The organism is Enterobacter sp. HK-058-C-ECC, assembly GCF_047531125.1.
In the GTDB taxonomy this organism is placed as follows: Bacteria; Pseudomonadota; Gammaproteobacteria; order Enterobacterales; family Enterobacteriaceae; genus Enterobacter; species Enterobacter quasiroggenkampii.
Window position 1 is genome coordinate 102,289 of sequence record NZ_JBLKCH010000001.1, and the last position, 16,864, is coordinate 119,152.

Sequence of the window (16,864 nt, forward strand, 5' to 3'; positions counted from 1 at the left end):
GAATGCATAACGACAAAGATCTCTCCACGTGGCAAACGTTCCGCCGACTCTGGCCGATGATTGCCCCTTTTAAAGCAGGCTTGATCGTGGCGGGTGTAGCGTTAATCCTCAACGCAGCCAGCGATACTTTTATGCTATCGCTTCTTAAACCGTTACTGGATGACGGTTTTGGTAAAACGGATCGCTCAGTGCTGCTATGGATGCCTCTGGTGGTTATCGGACTGATGATCTTACGCGGTATCACCAGCTATATCTCAAGCTACTGCATTTCCTGGGTATCCGGGAAAGTGGTGATGACCATGCGCCGTCGACTGTTCAGTCACATGATGGGCATGCCGGTTGCGTTCTTTGACAAGCAGTCAACCGGGACGCTGCTGTCGCGTATTACCTACGACTCCGAGCAGGTTGCTTCTTCCTCTTCCAGCGCGCTGATTACCGTTGTGCGCGAGGGCGCGTCGATCATCGGCCTGTTCGTGATGATGTTCTACTACAGCTGGCAGCTGTCGCTTATCCTTATCGTTCTGGCACCGGTGGTTTCCATTGCTATCCGCGTCGTGTCAAAGCGCTTCCGCAATATCAGTAAGAATATGCAGAACACGATGGGGCAGGTGACCACCAGCGCAGAGCAGATGCTAAAAGGGCATAAAGAAGTGCTGATTTTTGGTGGTCAGGACGTCGAAACCAAACGCTTTGATAAAGTCAGCAACAAAATGCGTCTGCAGGGGATGAAAATGGTCTCGGCCTCTTCCATCTCTGACCCGATTATTCAGCTGATTGCCTCGCTGGCACTGGCATTCGTCCTGTATGCAGCAAGCTTCCCGAGCGTCATGGAGACGCTGACGGCGGGTACCATTACCGTGGTCTTCTCCTCAATGATTGCCCTGATGCGTCCGCTGAAGTCACTGACGAACGTGAATGCCCAGTTCCAGCGTGGGATGGCCGCCTGCCAGACCCTGTTCAGCATTCTGGATTCCGAACAGGAAAAAGATGAAGGCAAACGCGTCATTGAGCGCGCGAACGGCGACGTTGAGTTCCGCAATGTGACCTTTACCTATCCTGGCCGCGAAACACCGGCTCTGCGCAATATCAACCTGACCATTCCGGCGGGGAAAACCGTTGCGCTGGTAGGCCGTTCTGGCTCGGGTAAATCGACCATTGCCAGCCTGATCACCCGTTTCTACGACATTGACGAAGGTGAAATTCTGTTAGACGGCCACGACCTGCGGGAGTATACCCTGCAGTCGCTGCGTAATCAGGTAGCGCTGGTCTCTCAGAACGTGCACCTGTTCAACGATACCGTGGCAAACAATATTGCCTATGCGCGTACTGAAGAGTACAGCCGCGAGCAGATTGAGAACGCCGCGCGTATGGCCTACGCGATGGACTTTATCAACAAGATGGATAACGGTCTGGATACCATCATCGGTGAGAACGGCGTATTGCTCTCCGGTGGGCAGCGTCAGCGTATCGCCATTGCCCGTGCGCTGTTGCGCGACAGCCCGATCCTGATCCTGGACGAAGCGACCTCTGCGCTGGATACGGAATCTGAACGCGCGATTCAGTCCGCGCTGGATGAGCTGCAAAAGAACCGTACCTCGCTGGTGATTGCGCACCGTCTGTCGACTATCGAGCAGGCTGATGAAATCGTCGTGGTTGAGGACGGTATCATTGTTGAGCGTGGAAGCCATGCTGACCTGCTGGAACACCGCGGCGTTTACGCTCAGCTTCATAAGATGCAGTTCGGCGAATGATTGCACGCATCTGGTCCGGTGAATCCCCGCTGTGGCTGCTGCTTTTGCCGCTCTCATGGCTCTACGGCCTGGTGAGCGGCATCATCCGCCTGCTTTATCGTCTGGGGGTGAAGCGGGCCTGGCGCGCGCCGGTGCCGGTTGTGGTTGTCGGTAATCTTACGGCGGGCGGCAACGGCAAAACGCCGGTGGTGATCTGGCTGGTGGAGCAGCTACAAAAACGCGGTATACGCCCGGGCGTGGTATCGCGCGGATATGGTGGTCAAGCGGCGCATTACCCGCTGTTGCTGACGGCGGAAACCACGACGGCTGAAGCGGGTGATGAACCGGTATTGATTTTCCAGCGTACCGGCGTACCGGTCGCGGTTTCCCCGGTGCGCAGCGATGCCGTACAGGCACTGCTTGCCGAACACGCGGTACAAATCATCATCACTGACGATGGTCTGCAGCATTACGCCCTGGCGCGTGATAAAGAGTTTGTGGTCATCGACGGCGTTCGCCGTTTTGGCAACGGCTGGTGGTTACCTGCCGGCCCCATGCGCGAACGCGCTTCGCGTCTGAAATCCGTTGATGCGGTGATTGTGAACGGGGGTGAGGCGAAAACGGGTGAAATCCCGATGCACCTGCAGCCGGGTCTGGCAATCAACCTGGTGACGGGGGAACGCCGGTCGGTTTCAGAGTTGCCTTCACTGGTAGCGATGGCGGGCATTGGTCATCCGCCGCGCTTCTTCGCGACGCTGGAACAGTGTGGTGCCCGGCTGGAAAAACGCGTTCCGCTGGCCGACCATCAGGCGCTGGTGGAAGGGCAGGTAGACGCCTTGACCGCACCCGGGCAGTCGCTGATCATGACCGAAAAAGATGCGGTGAAATGCCGCGCCTTTGCGAAAGATAACTGGTGGTATCTGCCGGTTGACGCCGAACTCAGCGGTGAGCAGCCGGAACATTTGCTCAAGGAACTGATTGCGTTGGTGCACTAAAGGCTTACGCGGTTCTGGTGACGCTTTGACTGACAGGAAAACGCATGTCTCTACCGCAACTCTCGCTTTCAGCCGCACGTAATCTCCACCTGGCCGCGCAGGGGCTGCTCAAAAAGCCCCGCCGCCGCGCGCAGCCTGCCGATATTCTCTCTACTGTACAGCGCATGTCGCTACTCCAGATCGACACCATTAATATTGTGGCCCGCAGCCCTTACCTGGTGCTGTTTAGCCGCCTGGGGAGTTATCCTTCCCAGTGGCTGGATGAGGCGCTCAGCAAGGGGGAGTTAATGGAGTACTGGGCGCACGAAGCCTGCTTCCTGCCCCGCAGCGATTTTGCCCTGGTGCGTCACCGCATGCTTGCGCCGGAAAAGATGGGCTGGAAATACAGACAGGCCTGGATGCTGGAACATGCGGCTGAAATAGAGCAGCTCATCGCGCATATTCAGGATAACGGTCCTGTACGCTCTGCCGATTTTGAACACCCGCGCAAGGGGACAAGCGGCTGGTGGGAGTGGAAGCCGCACAAACGTCATCTCGAAGGGTTATTTACCTCTGGCAAAGTCATGGTGATTGAGCGGCGTAACTTTCAGCGCGTCTACGACCTCACGCATCGCGTGATGCCGCACTGGGACGACGAGCGCGACCTGCTTACCCAGGAGGCGGCCGAGGCCATTATGCTGGAGAACAGCGCCCGTAGTCTGGGGATTTTTCGCACGCAGTGGCTGGCAGATTATTATCGCCTGCGCCAGCCCGTACTGAAACCGCTGCTGGACATGTGGCAACACGAGCAGCGCATTATTCCCGTTACCGTGGAAACGCTGGGCGAAATGTGGCTGCATGCGGATCTCCTCCCGTTATTGCCGCAGGCTCTGGAGGGGAAACTTCAGGCAACCCACAGCGCGGTATTGTCGCCTTTCGACCCGGTCGTCTGGGACAGAAAACGCGCCGAGCAGCTCTTTGATTTCAGCTACCGGCTGGAATGTTATACCCCGGCCCCAAAGCGCCAGTATGGCTACTTTGTTTTACCGCTGCTGCATAAGGGACAGCTGGTCGGGCGCATGGATGCCAAAATGCACCGCAAGACCGGCACGCTTGAAATCATTGCGCTTTATCTGCAAGAGGGCGTCAGGGTGACGGCGAGCCTGGAAAAAGGATTAACGTCCGCCATTAGCGAATTCGCGCGCTGGCAGGGTGCCGACGACGTGACGCTGGGCAGGGTACCTGATGGATTGTTTACATCCTGTCGAAGTGGCTGGGAAACAGGCACGCCCTGAAAAGGGAATGTGTTAAGCTTTAGCGATTACCCATACGGAGGAACTATGGATCACCGTTTACTTGAAATTATTGCCTGCCCGATATGCAACGGCAAACTGTACTACAGCCAGGACAAACAAGAGCTCATTTGCAAGCTGGACAGTCTGGCTTTCCCGCTGCGTGACGGTATTCCGGTATTGCTGGAAAATGAAGCCCGTTCCCTGGTGGCAGAAGAGAGCAAGCCATGAGTTTTGTCGTCATTATTCCTGCGCGTTATGCCTCAACGCGTCTGCCGGGTAAACCGCTGGTGGATATTAACGGCAAGCCGATGATTGTGCATGTCCTTGAGCGCGCGCGTGAATCGGGTGCTGACCGCGTGATTGTTGCCACCGACCATCCGGATGTCGCTCGTGCGGTTGAGGCTGCAGGCGGAGAGGTGTGCATGACTCGCGCCGATCACCAGTCCGGCACCGAACGTCTGGCGGAAGTGGTTGAGAAATGCGGTTTCAGTGATGATACGGTCATCGTAAACGTGCAGGGTGACGAGCCGATGATCCCCGCGGTGATTATCCGTCAGGTGGCCGAAAACCTGGCTCAGCGTCAGGTCGGAATGGCGACGCTGGCGGTACCCATTCATCATGCAGAAGAAGCGTTTAACCCGAATGCGGTGAAGGTTGTCATGGATGCGGAAGGCTATGCGCTCTATTTCTCCCGCGCCACGATCCCGTGGGATCGCGATCGCTTTGCGCTCTCTAAAGAGACCATCGGTGATACCTTCCTGCGTCATATTGGGATCTACGGCTATCGCGCTGGCTTTATTCGCCGCTATGTGGCCTGGGCGCCGAGCCCGCTGGAGCATATCGAAATGCTGGAGCAGCTTCGCGTGCTCTGGTACGGCGAGAAAATTCACGTTGCCGTTGCTGAGGAAGTCCCCGGCACGGGCGTAGACACCCCTGAAGATCTTGAGCGCGTTCGCGCCGAATTGCGTTAATCTTACCGGCATCTCTCCGCAGGGAGGGATGCACTCTCCGCTTTATTTTTCACTTTCTTTTTCCTGATTGATCTCTTCCGGGTGACATCTTCATTAAGGACGCTCATTATAAAAGCAGTAGTCTTAATGGGGGTAATCTCATATGGAACAGCTGCGTGCCGAACTTAGCCATCTGCTGGGTGAAAAGTTAAGCCGGGTCGAATGCGTGAGTGAAAAAGCCGATACCGCGCTCTGGTCGCTTTACGACAGTCAGGGTAACCCGATGCCGCTAATGGCAAGAAGTTTCACGTCACCCGGTGTTGCCAGGCAGCTTGCATGGAAAATGTCGATGCTGGCGCGGGAGGGAACCGTGCGTATGCCGACGGTGTATGGCGTGATGACCCATGAGGAACACCCCGGCCCGGACGTACTGCTGATTGAACGTTTACGCGGTGTGCCCGTTGAAGCGCCCGCGCGAACGCCGGAACGCTGGGAGCAGCTGAAAGACCAGATTGTCGAGGCGCTGCTGGCCTGGCACCGTCAGGATAGCCGTGGACTTGTCGGACCGGTTGACAGCACCCAGGAAAACCTCTGGCCGCTGTGGTACCGCCAGCGGGTTGAAGTGCTGTGGGGAACGCTTAACCAGTTCAACAATACCGGTTTAACCATGCAGGACAAACGTATCCTGTTTCGCACCCGGGAGTGCTTACCGGCCTTGTTCGAAGGTTTTAATGACAACTGCGTGCTGATCCACGGCAATTTTACCCTGCGCAGCATGCTCAAAGACGCCCGCAGCGATCAGCTTCTGGCAATGGTGGGGCCGGGCATCATGCTCTGGGCACCGCGCGAATATGAGCTGTTCAGGCTCAGCGACAGCGGGGCGGCGGAAGGCTTACTGTGGCATTACCTTCAACGCGCCCCCGTTGCGGAAGCGTTTCTCTGGCGACGCTGGCTATACCTGCTCTGGGACGAAGTCGCGCAGTTGGTGAACACCGGACGATTTAATCGCGCAAACTTCGATCTGGCAACAAAATCACTCTTGCCCTGGCTCGCCTGAGGATCCTTTCAGCCACTGCCAGAGGCGTCCGAGCGTCTCGTAGCCGACGCGGTCGCTGTGCATCAGCCACACCGGGGAGGGGATCGCCCGTTCCCACGGGTTGAGCGGTGCGTCGATGGCCATCTGGTTTGCGGGTGCGGGAAGCGGGTGCAGGCCTTGCTTCTCAAAGAAAATCATCGCGCGCGGCAGGTGTGAGGCGGAGGTCACCAGCAAGAACGGGGCATCGCCAATCGCCTGCTTCACTGCAGCAGCCTCTTCTTCGGTGTCTTTCGGGCTGTCCAGCGTGATGATTGAGGAACGCGGCACGCCGAGAGATTCCGCGACCCTGGCGCCTGCTTCAGCCGTACTCACCGGGTTCGTTTTGGCCGCCGCGCCGGTGAAGATCATTTTTGATCCCGGATTCGCCAGCCACAGGCGAATACCTTCGTTCAGCCGTGGCAGGCTGTTGTTGATCAGGTTTGAGCTCGGGGCCCAGTCAGGATCCCAGGTATATCCACCGCCCAGCACCACGATGTACGACACTTTCTGATTTCCCTGCCATGTTGGGTACCTGTTTTCGATGGGGCGTAACAGGCCATCCGCGACCGGTTGCAGGCTCAACAGCAGCAAGACCAGCCAGCCGAGCGTGATAAGCGTTTTGCCACTCTTCTGAAAGCGACTGAACCACACCAGCGCCAGCCCCAGCGCGATGATGATGAGCAGCAGCGGAAGGGGAAGCATCATCCCTCCAATGTATTTCTTAAGGGTAAAAAGCATCCTTTTTGGTTCCTTTTTTGACCATATAGCAGGTGATTGCCGGTGATATTACACCAGAGAGGTTCATTCTCCGCGCGGGTGTGACAAAATAGCAGTTTTGCAGTTAGCGAGTGGAACTCTCCCAATGCGGGATCGCAATTTTGATGACATCGCGGAAAAATTTTCGCGCAACATTTATGGCACCACGAAGGGGCAGCTCCGTCAGACGATCCTCTGGCAGGATCTGGACACCATTCTGGCAACGTTCGGTGGCCAAACGTTGCGCGTGCTGGACGCCGGTGGTGGTGAAGGGCAGACGGCCATAAAAATGGCTGAACGCGGTCATCACGTCACGCTTTGCGATCTTTCTGCTGAAATGGTCGCCCGCGCGACGCGTGCAGCAGAAGAGAAAGGTGTGAGCGACAACATGCATTTTATACAATGCGCCGCTCAGGACATCGCACAGCATTTGGAAACCCAGGTTGATCTGATATTGTTTCATGCGGTGCTGGAGTGGGTTGCCGATCCGCAAAGCGTGTTACAAACCCTGTGGTCGATGTTGCGCCCGGGCGGCACGCTGTCGCTGATGTTCTACAATGCTAACGGCTTCCTGATGCACAACATGGTTGCGGGAAACTTCGACTATGTTCAGGTCGGGATGCCCAAAAAGAAAAAGCGCACGCTTTCCCCGGACTATCCGCGCGATCCACAGCAGGTTTATGGCTGGCTGGAAGCGATTGGCTGGCAGATTGTCGGGAAGACGGGCGTCAGGGTGTTTCATGATTATCTGCGTGAAAAACACAAACAGCGTGACTGTTTTGACACCTTAACAGAATTGGAAACGCGGTATTGCCGTCAGGAGCCTTTTGTCAGCCTTGGCCGCTATATTCACGTCACCGCGCACAAGCCGCAGATGCAAGGATAACCTATGAGTGAATTTTCCCAGACAGTCCCCGAACTGGTTGCCTGGGCCAGGAAAAACGATTTCTCCATCTCGCTGCCGGTAGACAGACTCTCTTTCCTGCTGGCGGTCGCCACGCTGAACGGCGAGCGGCTGGATGGTGAAATGAGCGAGGGTGAACTGGTGGATGCGTTCCGCCACGTCAGTGATGCGTTTGAGCAAACCAGCGAAACCATTAGCGTCCGTGCCAACAACGCGATCAACGATATGGTGCGTCAACGTCTGCTGAACCGCTTTACCAGCGAGCAGGCGGAAGGAAACGCCATCTATCGCCTGACGCCACTGGGCATCGGCATCACCGATTATTATATCCGCCAGCGTGAATTTTCCACGCTGCGTCTTTCCATGCAGCTGTCGATCGTGGCGGGTGAGCTTAAGCGCGCCGCCGATGCGGCAGATGAAGACGGTGACGAATTCCACTGGCACCGAAACGTCTATGCACCGCTGAAATATTCGGTGGCGGAAATCTTCGACAGTATCGATCTGACCCAGCGCCTGATGGACGAACAGCAGCAGCAGGTGAAAGACGATATCGCACAGCTGCTGAATAAAGACTGGCGAGCGGCCATCTCCAGCTGTGAACTTTTGCTGTCAGAAACCTCCGGTACGCTGCGTGAGCTGCAGGATACGCTGGAAGCCGCAGGGGATAAGCTGCAGGCGAACCTGCTGCGCATCCAGGACGCGACGCTGGCGCACGACGATCTGCATTTTATCGATCGTTTAGTGTTCGACCTGCAGAGCAAGCTGGACCGTATCATCAGCTGGGGCCAGCAGTCGATCGACCTGTGGATTGGCTATGACCGACACGTGCATAAATTTATCCGTACCGCGATCGATATGGATAAGAACCGCGTCTTTGCCCAGCGTCTGCGCCAGTCGGTGCAGACCTATTTCGATGCGCCGTGGGCGCTGACCTACGCCAATGCCGATCGTCTGCTGGATATGCGCGACGAAGAGATGGCGCTGCGCGATGAAGAGGTGACCGGTGAACTCCCGCCGGATCTCGAATATGAAGAATTTAACGAAATTCGCGAGCAGCTTGCGGCGATGATCGAAGAACAGCTCGCGGTCTATAAAACCAGACAAGCTCCGCTGGATCTGGGACTCGTGGTGCGCGACTATCTGGCGCAATATCCGCGCGCGCGCCACTTCGACGTTGCCCGCATTGTGGTAGACCAGGCGGTTCGCCTGGGTATCGCGCAAGCAGACTTCACCGGACTGCCGCCGAAGTGGCAGCCAATTAACGATTACGGAGCCAAGGTACAGGCGCATGTCATTGACAAATATTGAACAAGTGATGCCGGTTAAGCTGGCACAGGCGCTGGCGAATCCGTTATTTCCGGCGCTGGACAGCCAGCTGCGTGCCGGTCGTCACATTGGCTTAGACGAGCTGGATAATCACGCCTTTTTGATGGACTTCCAGGAGTACCTGGAAGAGTTTTACGCACGCTACAACGTGGAGCTTATCCGCGCGCCGGAAGGATTTTTCTACCTGCGCCCGCGCTCCACGACGCTGATTCCGCGTTCCGTGCTCTCCGAGCTGGATATGATGGTCGGCAAAATTCTTTGCTACCTCTATCTCAGCCCGGAACGTCTGGCGAATGAAGGGATCTTCACCCAGCAGGAACTTTACGACGAGCTGCTGACGCTGGCAGATGAGAGCAAGCTGCTCAAGCTGGTGAACAACCGCTCCACGGGGTCGGATCTTGACCGTCAGAAATTACAGGAAAAGGTTCGCTCTTCCCTGAACCGTCTGCGTCGTCTGGGGATGGTCTGGTTTATGGGTCACGACAGCAGCAAATTCCGCATTACGGAATCTGTCTTCCGCTTCGGCGCCGACGTGCGTGCGGGCGATGACGCGCGTGAAGCGCAGCTTCGCATGATCCGCGACGGTGAAGCGATGCCGGTGGAAAACCATTTGCAGCTCAATGATGAGCATGAAGAAAATCTGCCGGATAGCGGGGAGGAAGAGTAATGATTGAACGCGGTAAATTTCGCTCACTGACGCTGATTAACTGGAACGGCTTCTTTGCCCGAACGTTCGATCTGGATGAGCTGGTGACGACGCTCTCCGGCGGTAACGGTGCGGGTAAATCCACCACCATGGCGGCCTTTGTCACGGCGCTGATCCCTGACCTGACGCTGCTTCACTTCCGTAACACCACCGAAGCGGGTGCCACAAGCGGCTCCCGTGATAAAGGTCTGCACGGGAAGCTGAAGGCCGGCGTCTGTTATTCGGTTCTGGACGTCATTAACTCCCGCCATCAGCGCGTGGTGGTGGGCGTACGCTTGCAGCAGGTTGCCGGTCGCGACCGTAAAGTCGACATTAAACCGTTCGCCATCCAGGGGCTGCCAACGTCTGTGCAGCCGACGGCGCTGCTGACGGAAACCCTGAACGAACGCCAGGCGCGCGTGCTGACGCTCCAGGAGCTGAAAGATAAGCTCGAAGCGATCGAAGGCGTGCAGTTCAAGCAGTTTAACTCGATTACCGACTACCACTCGCTGATGTTCGATCTCGGCGTGGTGGCGCGTCGTCTGCGCACGGCATCAGACCGCAGCAAATACTACCGCCTGATTGAAGCGTCTCTTTACGGCGGTATCTCCAGCGCCATTACCCGCTCCCTGCGCGACTACCTGCTGCCGGAAAACAGCGGCGTGCGTAAGGCCTTCCAGGATATGGAAGCGGCGCTGCGTGAAAACCGCATGACGCTGGAAGCGATTCGCGTTACCCAGTCTGACCGTGACCTGTTTAAACACCTGATCAGCGAAGCCACCAACTACGTGGCGGCGGACTACATGCGCCACGCCAACGAGCGCCGCGTCCACCTCGATCAGGCATTAGAATATCGCCGCGAGCTGTTTACCTCCCGTAAACAGCTGGTGGCCGAGCAGTACAAGCACGTCGAAATGGCGCGCGAGCTCGGTGAGCACAACGGTGCCGAGGGCGACCTGGAAGCCGACTATCAGGCCGCCAGCGATCACCTGAACCTGGTGCAAACTGCGCTCCGTCAGCAGGAAAAAATCGAGCGCTATGAAGCGGACCTCGATGAGCTGCAGATCCGTCTCGAAGAGCAAAATGAAGTGGTGGCCGAAGCCGCCGAGATGCAGGAAGAGAACGAAGCCCGCGCCGAAGCGGCCGAGCTGGAAGTGGATGAGCTGAAAAGCCAGCTTGCCGATTACCAGCAGGCGCTGGACGTGCAGCAGACGCGCGCGATCCAGTACACCCAGGCACTGCAGGCATTACAGCGCGCGAAAGAGCTGTGCCATCTGCCTGACCTGACGCCGGAAAGCGCCGACGAGTGGCTGGATACCTTCCAGGCCAAAGAGCAGGAAGCCACTGAGAAACTGCTGTCCCTCGAACAGAAAATGAGCGTTGCGCAAACGGCGCACAGCCAGTTTGAGCAGGCCTATCAGCTGGTTGTGGCGATTAACGGCCCGCTGGCGCGTAACGAAGCCTGGGACGTTGCCCGTGAACTGCTGCGCGACGGCGTGAACCAGCGCCATCTGGCCGAGCAGGTTCAGCCGCTGCGTATGCGTCTGAACGAGCTGGAACAGCGCCTGCGCGAGCAGCAGGAAGCCGAGCGTCTGCTGGCGGAATTCTGCAAACGTCAGGGCAAAAATTACGATTTTGACGAGCTTGAGGCCCTGCATCAGGAACTCGAGGCGCGTATCGCTGCGCTTTCAGACACGGTCTCCAGCGCCAGCGAACAGCGTATGACCCTGCGTCAGGAGCTGGAACAGCTGCAGTCCCGTTCGCAAGCGCTTCTGCAGCGTGCACCGGTCTGGCTGGCGGCCCAGAGCAGCCTTAGCCAGCTCAGCGAACAGTGCGGCGAGCAGTTTGAATCCAGTCAGGAAGTGACCGAATACCTGCAGCAGCTGCTGGAGCGCGAGCGCGAAGCCATTGTTGAGCGTGATGAAGTCGGCACGCGCAAGCGTGAAGTCGACGAAGAAATTGAACGCTTAAGCCAGCCGGGCGGTGCGGAAGACCCGCGTCTCAATGCCCTGGCGGAGCGTTTTGGCGGCGTGCTGCTGTCCGAGATTTACGACGATGTCGGTCTGGACGATGCGCCATACTTCTCCGCGCTGTACGGTCCATCCCGTAATGCGATTGTGGTGCCGGATCTGTCGCTGATTTCTGAGCAGCTTGCCGGCCTGGAAGATTGTCCGGAAGATCTTTACCTGATCGAAGGGGATCCGCAGTCGTTCGATGACAGCGTATTCAGCGTCGACGAGCTGGAAAAAGCGGTGGTGGTGAAAATCGCTGACCGTCAGTGGCGCTATTCCCGCTTCCCGGAACTGCCGCTGTTTGGCCGCGCCGCGCGCGAAAGCCGCATCGAAAGCCTGCACGCCGAGCGTGAAACGCTGTCTGAACGTTTTGCGACGCTGTCGTTTGACGTGCAGAAAACCCAGCGCCTGCATCAGGCGTTTAGCCGCTTTATCGGCAGCCATCTGGCCGTGGCCTTTGAAGCTGATCCGGAAGCGGAAATTCGCAAGCTCAATACCCGTCGCGGCGAGCTGGAGCGGGCGATTGCCAGTCATGAAAGCGACAACCAGCAGAGCCGCGTCCAGTTCGAGCAGGCGAAAGAGGGCGTCGCGGCCCTTAACCGTATTCTGCCGCGCCTGAATCTGCTGGCGGATGACACGCTGGCCGATCGCGTGGACGAGATCCAGGAGCGCCTGGATGAAGCGCAGGAAGCCGCGCGCTTCGTGCAGCAGCACGGCAATCAGCTGGCGAAGCTGGAGCCGGTTGTCTCTGTCCTGCAGAGCGACCCGGAACAGTTTGAGCAGTTGAAAGAAGACTATGCCTGGTCGCAGCAGGTGCAGCGCGAGGCGCGTCAGCAGGCGTTCGCCCTGACGGAGGTGGTGCAGCGTCGCGCCCACTTCGGCTACTCCGATTCGGCAGAAATGCTGAGCGGTAACAGCGATCTGAATGAAAAGCTGCGTCAGCGCCTTGAGCAGGCGGAAGCGGAACGTACCCGCGCCCGCGAAGCAATGCGCAGCCATTCCGCTCAGCTGAACCAGTACAACCAGGTGCTGGCCTCGCTGAAAAGCTCCTTCGATACCAAGAAAGAGCTGTTAAACGACCTGCAGAAAGAGCTTCAGGACATCGGCGTTCGTGCCGACAGCGGGGCAGAGGAGCGCGCGCGCATTCGTCGTGACGAGCTGCATGCTCAGCTGAGCAACAACCGTGCGCGTCGCAATCAGCTGGAAAAAGCGCTGACCTTCTGCGAAGCAGAAATGGATAACCTGACCCGTCGCCTGCGCAAGCTGGAGCGCGACTACTTTGAGATGCGCGAGCAGGTCGTGACCGCGAAGGCGGGCTGGTGCGCGGTGATGCGCATGGTGAAAGACAATAACGTTGAGCGTCGCCTGCACCGTCGCGAGCTGGCATATCTTTCTGCCGATGAGCTGCGTTCCATGTCGGATAAGGCGTTGGGTGCTCTGCGTCTGGCGGTGGCGGATAACGAACACCTGCGCGATGTCCTGCGCATGTCCGAAGATCCGAAACGTCCTGAACGTAAAATCCAGTTCTTCGTGGCGGTTTACCAGCACCTGCGCGAACGTATTCGTCAGGACATCATTCGTACTGACGATCCGGTCGAGGCTATCGAACAGATGGAAATCGAGCTGGGTCGCCTGACGGAAGAGCTGACCTCCCGCGAGCAGAAGCTGGCGATCAGCTCCCGCAGCGTGGCGAACATCATCCGTAAAACCATTCAGCGCGAGCAGAACCGTATCCGCCAGCTCAACCAGGGTCTGCAGAGCGTGTCGTTTGGCCAGGTGAACAGCGTGCGCCTCAACGTTAACGTGCGCGAAGCGCATGCCACCCTGCTGGAAGTGCTGTCTGAGCAGCACGAACAGCATCAGGATCTGTTCAACAGTAACCGTCTGACCTTCTCTGAAGCGCTGGCTAAACTGTATCAACGCCTGAACCCGCAGATTGATATGGGCCAGCGTACGCCGCAAACCATCGGTGAAGAGCTGCTGGATTACCGTAACTACCTGGAAATGGAGGTAGAGGTAAACCGTGGTTCAGACGGCTGGCTGCGTGCGGAGTCCGGAGCACTCTCAACCGGTGAAGCGATCGGTACCGGTATGTCAATTCTGGTGATGGTGGTACAGAGCTGGGAAGACGAAGCGCGCCGCCTGCGCGGCAAAGACATCTCACCATGCCGACTGCTGTTCCTGGATGAGGCGGCGCGTCTTGATGCGCGCTCCATTGCTACGCTGTTTGAGCTTTGCGAACGTCTCGATATGCAGCTCATCATTGCGGCACCGGAGAACATCAGTCCTGAAAAAGGGACAACCTACAAGCTGGTGCGTAAAGTGTTCCAGAACAGCGAACACGTGCACGTTGTGGGGCTGCGTGGCTTTGCGCCGCAGCCGCCAGAGTCACTGCCAGAAACCACGGCGGACGCTTCCTGACGCGTTTTCCGATCCGAAGCGGCGCCCTGGCGCCGCTTTTTTTTTAAACTTAACTTGTGCTTAGGGCTGCGTTATCTTTAAACTTCTTTACATAAGGTAAGGCAACAGCTTAGCCGTCTACCTATAATGAAAGAAAGCCCCAACGTGATGGGCATGTCGTGAAAACAGGGGGCAAGGGATGTTGCTTAAGAAAGAATGTGGTCGTCAGCTGTCGGCGCTAAGTTTATGTCTGGCAGTGATGTTTGCTCCACTGTTAACCGCCCAGGCCGACGAGCCTGAAATTGTGCCGACTGACAGCTCGGCAACGACAGGCACGCAGCCTACGTCGTTGTCCCAGCCGCTGGAACAGTCTCCGGCGACGGCTATCATGGCCGGTATTAAGCCGCTGCCGGAAGGCATCGATGCCGAATCGCTCAGCCAGCAGCTGAAGTCAGGGTTGCCGTCAGGCTACACGCCGGTCTATCTCAATCAGCTCACGCTGCTCTATGCTGCCCGCGATATGAAACTGATGTGGGAAAACCGCGATGCCGTGCGCGCCTTCCAGCAGCAGCTGGCGGAGGTCGCGATTGCAGGGTTTCAGCCGCAGTTTACAAAGTGGGTTGAGCTGTTAACCGATCCTGCCGTGTCCGGTCAGGCACGGGACGTCGTGCTTTCCGATGCCATGATGGGCTATCTGCAGTTCGTGGCGGGTATTCCGGTCAATGGCAACCGCTGGCTGTACAGCGACAAGCCGTATAAGCTGGCGACGCCGGCGCTGTCGGTGATTAACCAGTGGCAGTTAGCCCTGGATAACGGCGAACTGCCGCGCTTTATTGCCAGCCTTGCACCAGCGCATCCACAATATGCCACTCTGCACGAGTCGCTTCTCGCGCTGGTGGGCGACTCGCGTCCATGGCCGCAGATGCGCGGCACCGCGACGCTGCGTCCGGGGCAGTGGAGCAGCGATGTGCCTGCTCTGCGTGAGATCCTGACGCGCTCCGGTCTTCTTGATGGCGGGCCACATATCGCTCTGCCTGGTGACGATCCACAAAACGCGGCGGTCAGCCCGTCAGCGCCCGTGAAAGAGAAAAAAGCGATTGCCGTCAGCAATAAACCCGCAGCATACGATCGTGAGCTGGTTGCGGCAGTGAAGCAATTCCAGGCCGCTCAGGGACTGGGAGCCGATGGCGTCATTGGCCAGACGACACGAGACTGGCTGAACGTATCGCCTGCGCAGCGGGCTGGGGTGCTGGCGCTTAATATCCAGCGTTTGCGCCTGCTGCCTGGAACCCTCTCTACCGGGATTATGGTTAACATTCCGGCGTATTCACTGGTCTATTACCAGGACGGTAGCGAAAAACTGGCGTCACGCGTGATTGTCGGGCGTCCGGATCGCAAAACGCCGATGATGAGCAGCGCGCTGAATAACGTGGTGGTTAACCCGCCGTGGAACGTGCCACCGACGCTGGCGCGTAAAGACATTCTGCCGAAGGTCTGGAACGATCCGGGTTATCTGGAACGTCATGGTTATACGGTGATGCGTGGCTGGAACAGTAAAGAGGCCATCGATCCTTATATGGTCGACTGGTCGACAATCACGGCTTCTAACCTGCCGTTCCGTTTCCAGCAGGCACCGGGGGCGCATAACTCTTTAGGGCGTTACAAATTCAATATGCCGAGTTCTGACGCTATCTATCTGCACGATACGCCGAACCACAATCTGTTTCAGAAAGATACGCGCGCGCTGAGTTCTGGCTGCGTGCGCGTGAATAAAGCCTCGGAGTTGGCCAATATGCTGCTGCAGGACGCGGGCTGGAACGATACGCGCATTTCGGATGCCCTGAAGCAGGGGGATACGCGTTACGTTAATATTCGACACAATATTCCGGTCAATCTTTACTATCTGACGGCGTTTGTTGGCGAAGACGGGCGGACTCAGTACCGTACAGATATTTACAATTATGATCTCACCGCGCGATCTGGCGCACAAATTTTGCCAAAAGCGGAACAATTAATCAGGTAAATGAAGCAGTTCGGGAAAAATGATTGTCGTAAGTTAGGGTGAATAAGGGGCTATATCGCTGCAAGCCGCGTATTCACTGGGGTTGGGCGCCTTGACGTACCCGGTTTTGCCAGTTAAGGTGCCCTTCGTGCGCTAAGCATATTACGATTTCTTTTACCTGTAGACCTGATTATCATGGACAAATTTGACGCTAATCGCCGCAAACTGCTGGCGTTAGGTGGTGTTGCGCTTGGCGCAGCGGCCATCTTGCCGACGCCAGCATTTGCCACCCTCTCGACACCTCGTCCGCGAGTTTTAACACTCAACAATCTTCATACCGGTGAGTCGTTAAAAGCGGAGTTCTTCGATGGCAGAGGCTATATTCAGGATGAATTAGCAAGACTTAACCATTTTTTCCGTGATTTCCGCGCGAATAAAATTAAAGCCATCGACCCAGGACTGTTTGATCAGCTTTTCCGCCTTCAGGGCCTGCTGGGTACCAGCAAGCCGGTGCAGCTTATTTCTGGTTATCGCTCGGTTGATACCAATAATGAACTGCGCGCCCACAGTCGCGGGGTAGCGAAAAAAAGCTATCACACGAAGGGCCAGGCAATGGATTTCCATATTGAGGGCGTTTCGTTAGCCAATATTCGCAAAGCTGCGTTATCTATGCGCGCAGGTGGTGTAGGATATTACCCCAGCAGCAACTTTGTGCATATTGATACCGGTCCGGTTCGGCACTGGTAATAACGAAA

At 57.1% G+C, this 16,864-nt stretch carries 13 protein-coding genes; 12 read left to right on the top strand and 1 reads right to left on the bottom strand.

Features of this window, described 5'->3' with window-relative positions:
* Positions 1-2: 2 nt before the first annotated feature.
* From msbA to ACMWJS_RS00495, 6 genes are all read left to right on the top strand, one after another.
* Complete coding sequence (gene msbA / locus ACMWJS_RS00470) at positions 3-1,751, top strand: lipid A ABC transporter ATP-binding protein/permease MsbA (protein WP_045908385.1); 1,749 nt, start codon at positions 3-5, stop codon at positions 1,749-1,751.
* Positions 1,748-2,725: a tetraacyldisaccharide 4'-kinase gene (gene lpxK / locus ACMWJS_RS00475; protein WP_196352644.1), complete on the top strand. Its 978-nt coding sequence runs from the start codon at positions 1,748-1,750 to the stop codon at positions 2,723-2,725. Before msbA ends, lpxK begins: the two co-directional genes overlap by 4 nt.
* A 44-nt stretch (positions 2,726-2,769) precedes the next feature.
* Complete coding sequence (locus ACMWJS_RS00480; protein ID WP_325818661.1) at positions 2,770-3,999, top strand: winged helix-turn-helix domain-containing protein; 1,230 nt, start codon at positions 2,770-2,772, stop codon at positions 3,997-3,999.
* Positions 4,000-4,044: 45 nt separating this feature from the next.
* A complete protein-coding gene (gene ycaR / locus ACMWJS_RS00485; RefSeq protein WP_150143234.1) occupies positions 4,045-4,227 on the top strand; it encodes a protein YcaR in 183 nt (60 codons plus the stop codon).
* Positions 4,224-4,970 carry a 3-deoxy-manno-octulosonate cytidylyltransferase gene (gene kdsB, locus ACMWJS_RS00490; RefSeq protein WP_008499959.1) on the top strand — a complete coding sequence of 249 codons (747 nt, stop codon included), beginning with the start codon at positions 4,224-4,226 and terminating at the stop codon, positions 4,968-4,970. Before ycaR ends, kdsB begins: the two co-directional genes overlap by 4 nt.
* Before the next feature lie 142 nt (positions 4,971-5,112).
* Positions 5,113-6,006 carry a YcbJ family phosphotransferase gene (locus ACMWJS_RS00495; protein ID WP_048027209.1) on the top strand — a complete coding sequence of 298 codons (894 nt, stop codon included), beginning with the start codon at positions 5,113-5,115 and terminating at the stop codon, positions 6,004-6,006.
* On the opposite strand, the gene elyC is transcribed toward ACMWJS_RS00495, so the two are convergent.
* Entirely contained in the window at positions 5,983-6,762 is a 780-nt protein-coding gene (elyC, locus tag ACMWJS_RS00500) for an envelope biogenesis factor ElyC (protein ID WP_048027210.1), read from the bottom strand. The two genes, ACMWJS_RS00495 and elyC, sit on opposite strands and share 24 nt — an antisense overlap.
* Positions 6,763-6,886: 124 nt before the next feature.
* On the opposite strand from elyC, the gene cmoM reads away from it, so the two are divergent.
* The 6 genes from cmoM to ACMWJS_RS00530 all read left to right on the top strand — a co-directional run bounded on the left by cmoM (position 6,887) and on the right by ACMWJS_RS00530 (position 16,856).
* Positions 6,887-7,666: a tRNA uridine 5-oxyacetic acid(34) methyltransferase CmoM gene (gene cmoM / locus ACMWJS_RS00505; RefSeq protein WP_032649174.1), complete on the top strand. Its 780-nt coding sequence runs from the start codon at positions 6,887-6,889 to the stop codon at positions 7,664-7,666.
* 3 nt (positions 7,667-7,669) lie between these two features.
* The gene (mukF, locus tag ACMWJS_RS00510; RefSeq protein WP_008499955.1) at positions 7,670-8,992 is read left to right on the top strand and encodes a chromosome partition protein MukF; all 1,323 of its coding nucleotides are present in this window, start codon (positions 7,670-7,672) and stop codon (positions 8,990-8,992) included.
* On the top strand, positions 8,973-9,677 hold the full coding sequence (gene mukE / locus ACMWJS_RS00515; RefSeq protein WP_008499954.1) for a chromosome partition protein MukE: 705 nt from the start codon (positions 8,973-8,975) through the stop codon (positions 9,675-9,677). Before mukF ends, mukE begins: the two co-directional genes overlap by 20 nt.
* Positions 9,677-14,128, top strand: coding sequence for a chromosome partition protein MukB (gene mukB, locus ACMWJS_RS00520; RefSeq protein WP_414746440.1), 4,452 nt, complete (start codon positions 9,677-9,679; stop codon positions 14,126-14,128). The genes mukE and mukB overlap by 1 nt, the downstream gene beginning before the upstream one ends.
* A gap of 178 nt (positions 14,129-14,306) precedes the next feature.
* A complete protein-coding gene (ldtD, locus tag ACMWJS_RS00525) occupies positions 14,307-16,130 on the top strand; it encodes a L,D-transpeptidase (protein ID WP_414746441.1) in 1,824 nt (607 codons plus the stop codon).
* Positions 16,131-16,304: 174 nt separating this feature from the next.
* Entirely contained in the window at positions 16,305-16,856 is a 552-nt protein-coding gene (locus tag ACMWJS_RS00530; protein WP_014169403.1) for a YcbK family protein, read from the top strand.
* Positions 16,857-16,864 lie beyond the last annotated feature (8 nt).